The sequence below is a fragment of the Pseudomonadota bacterium genome (assembly GCA_039714795.1).
GTDB lineage: Bacteria > Pseudomonadota > Alphaproteobacteria > JAGOMX01 > JAGOMX01 > JBDLIP01.
This window is the reverse complement of the sequence record JBDLIP010000151.1, coordinates 1-3,489: the sequence shown is the minus strand read 5'-3', so window position 1 is coordinate 3,489 and position 3,489 is coordinate 1. Positions and strand designations below refer to the sequence as shown.

The 3,489-nt window shown below is 45.0% G+C and carries 3 protein-coding genes; all 3 read right to left on the bottom strand.

Annotated features, from left to right (window positions below; translation table 11 throughout):
• Nucleotides 1-1,340: hypothetical protein (locus tag ABFQ95_08085; GenBank protein MEN8237477.1), on the bottom strand; the 1,340-nt coding region annotated here is incomplete at its 3' end.
• Nucleotides 1,341-1,712 (bottom strand): enterotoxin A family protein, encoded by a 372-nt coding sequence (locus ABFQ95_08080; protein ID MEN8237476.1) that lies wholly within the window; start codon nucleotides 1,710-1,712, stop codon nucleotides 1,341-1,343.
• A partial coding sequence (locus ABFQ95_08075) for an HNH endonuclease (protein ID MEN8237475.1) occupies nucleotides 1,705-3,489 on the bottom strand: 1,785 nt, incomplete at its 5' end. The genes ABFQ95_08080 and ABFQ95_08075, both read right to left, overlap by 8 nt.

The following is a 3,489-nucleotide window of genomic DNA, read 5'->3' as shown; positions in this document are numbered from 1 at the left end:
GTTGGTGTTTGTGATTCGAACGCTTGTTGGAATGAATCTTGAAACGAGCTCGGAGTTTTAAAGGTGTTTTCAAAAAGCAAAGGCTCAGTAGATCCTGCTGGACGTGGATCGGGAACTTCCACGCCAAAATCTGACATGTAGACGTGATGAGAAAACGGATTGGAATCTTTTCCCACATCCCACCAACTTTGCCCTGGCTGCCAGTTTGCGGTTGAGTGTCCGGTATCCCTTTGCAAATGCTCAGGCTTGTGGCCGGGAACGACTGTGGGATGGTGGTTCTGGCTTTGATTCTGGTTTTGGTTATTATCGTCGTTGTTATCAGCAAAAGCAGTAAACACGGGCTTATGGGAAGCGTTAAACTCTGCCTCGAATCCAGAAGAGCCAGTATTAAAGCTTTTATTGGCTGCCTCAGACATTACATTGGAGTCTGGGACAGGATTATTACCTACAGGATGACCCCCCGCAGATCCAGAGCTACCTCCTGATGGGGAGGCAAAACCTCCAGAAAGATTGTTGGCCTGACCATTGGCTTGTCCACCTCCCGAACCACCACTATTTGGCCCACCTGAAGGAGCATCAGAAGCACCAAACACACCATCGATTGCTGTGCTAACTCCATTGATGGCAGCGCCTAAAATTGGACACACTTTGCCAACTACATCACCAACACTCATACTTGGTTGCTGGTCATCACTTGCTGCTTCAGTCGAGGTATCTGTTTTACCGGCTTTTCCTTGCTGCTGTTTTGCCTTATCAGCATTATTATCGTTCATGGCATTGCTGATCATGCTGGCAGCTGCTTTCATTTGACTGGCTAAAGTAAACATGGTCCCCAAGGGAGCACTAATTGAGTGACCAGATTTCTCATGCACTTCTTGCAGTTTTTCATTGATGATCTGTTTGGCATCAAGGCGTTGTGTGTCTACTTCAAGGCGATCAAAATGATTCAACGGACCGTCTTGTTGGCGAACAACCAGATTTTGTCGGTACAAATGTGAGATTGCATCCGTAAGCTGTGCGCTATTCACCCTATGCCTCCCGCCCCCACTGGAGCCTATTAGACTACCAATGGAGGCACCCCCCTGAAAAATGCCTCTTTGCGGGCATGTCTCAGTTGAATGTGTGTTTTCTTGCTTTTCTGTAAACACATTCGAATTTGTTGGAGTTGTATCTGTGCTGAAATGGGAGTGTTTTGGTTCACTGCCGATAAAACGTTGGTGGTTATAGACTTGATCAAGTTCATGTTGGTAATCTAACGTATGCGCAGGCGACAGTATTGTTTGCATATAGGCAAACAGAATGAATTGAGTGATAAGAGGTCGGAAGTTATGAAGTTGCATCTAAAACTCAATAAACGGAAACGTTTCCCTAAATCTTTTTTCTAATTGAGGGTTGCCCTTCAGAGCTTTTAGAGCTTTCTTTTTTGATATTGCTTCTTCATCAGTTATATTCCCACGTACAAAGGCTATGCCACTAAGGGCATCGAACTCAGTTTCAGAAGTATTGTAAGCATGGAAGCCAATTATTTTATCAAATTCTTTCCAGTTATTTGCTTCGGGTAAATCATAGATATAAGTTGGCAAATTATCGTATTTGCTAATAAGGTTATAAATCCATTGATGTGCTTCCCGTATGTTTATAGCACCAGATATGAGTGCTTCTGAAACAAAACCTATCAAATAATCATCATTACGTTCTAATCCATCAACCATCTTTTTTTCCAATTTTGTCAATTTTTTTGTTCATTGCAGATCCCCCAACATGGGGGGTTCTTGCATGTGGTTTCTCTTTCACCAATTGCATCCGCCCGCGTCTCGAATTATGCTCCCATGTATGGCCAGGTATTTTCCTTTTGCCACTCATTATCGCCTTCAGCTCCTGAGGTTTAAATTGATTCGCATTCACTTTTCCAGATTTAATATCTACCCGCAACTGACGCGTCGCATAACGCATATGTGCAGAAGAATTTGCTGCCTTCTTATTATATTCTGCAAATGGAATCTGCACTTCATATTTCATATAAGGTGTAAAATCAGGACTAGCCCTCATATCATATACAACTTTAGTTTTAGGATGACGCTGACCTGCAAATTTTGTTCCCTTTGCTCCCTTATACGGTAAGGTTGTTGATTCAACCTTTGATCCAGGATAACGTGCCTCTAGCATATCACGCATACCTTGTGGGCTATATGGAGCTTTAGAGTGTGCATTAATATCTATTGGATTTCTTTCAGCCTGGTTAATAGTGGAAGATTTGCTTTTAATTTGCTCTTTGTGGGTGGATTTTTGTGCGCCGGTACCACCCCCTAAACTTTTACTTTCCCCAACTCTTTGTGAACCCCGAGCAGGCGCAACATTCTCCCTGGCAACCTCACCACTCATCCTAGCATGCGCAGAAGATTTTGCGCCCTGACCTACAGACCAACGATTGGCCTGTCGACCCATTTCAGGATCCAGAGCATTAAAGGTTCGAAACGTATCCGTGCCTGTAGCTCGTTTCAAATTAACGTGGGATTGTAAAGAATTATCATTGGCAGCATTGTTGTTTGCAGCCTGTTTTTTACTGCTTAATTGTTTTGATTTTGCGGTTGAACCCTTGGGTGTGCGGCGGTTACCGGAGATTATTTTCCGCGTGCCCGCAAGCCCAACAGAATAAACTGCTGCATCCAAAATTGTTTCGGGAACAAAAACCATCGGTTGGCACAAATCAGAATCGGTACTATGCATAAATCCATTAAGCATTGCCCCTTGAATGTGATTTTGTGCAAAAACTTCCTGTTGATACGTATCAAGTACCTCCAGCTGACTTCTTTGAGGTTCGTTTATCTTTTCCATTGTCTCAAAAGGAGTTGTTACGTAGTTCCAGGTCTTTATGGCAGCATCCTTTGCTGTCTCTAACATTCCAGGTTGAGTTTGCGGCCTAACAGGTGTGTCAATTTCCACAAGATTTGGTTGAGGTTGAAGTGTGTTTGGTGCAATTTGCGAGCTCGGTGTACTAAACTCCTCTGACAGACTCACCTGAGGCGTAGGTTGCAGTTCATTCCAACTACTGGTATCTGGATCCCAATGCGATGCTCCTTGAGAACCCAAATTAGGTTTCCTAGCAGGGATTGGAGTTGTCCTAGTCTGTCTATCGTTTTGCTCATTATTTTCTGGAACAATACCAGTAAACACACCTCGTCCGTTTGATCCCAGCTCTGCTGAAGAGAGGGTCGAAGGCTGTGTTGCAGGGGTAAAGGCTTGGCTGACGGACTCAGCAGCAGGTGTGGGATCTCCTGCACCACCACTTGTACCGCCAAGACCACCACCAGCAGGCGATGTATTACCGCTGACGGGAGGTTGGTTTGTAAAACCGCTCCCGGCCCCTGAACCTGCACCAGAGTCTGTAGCAGTTCCGGTGGAGGCACCTTCAAAGGTGCCTGCCTGGGTTCCGCCTCTTGGCGGGCGTGTCTCGGTTGACTGTGTATTGGCGTGAGCCTCTGTCTGCAA

Excerpts from the sequence above, each read along its gene's own strand:
- ABFQ95_08080 (MEN8237476.1), bottom strand. The coding sequence starts at position 1,712 with ATGGTTGATGGATTAGAACGTAATGATGATTATTTGATAGGTTTTGTT.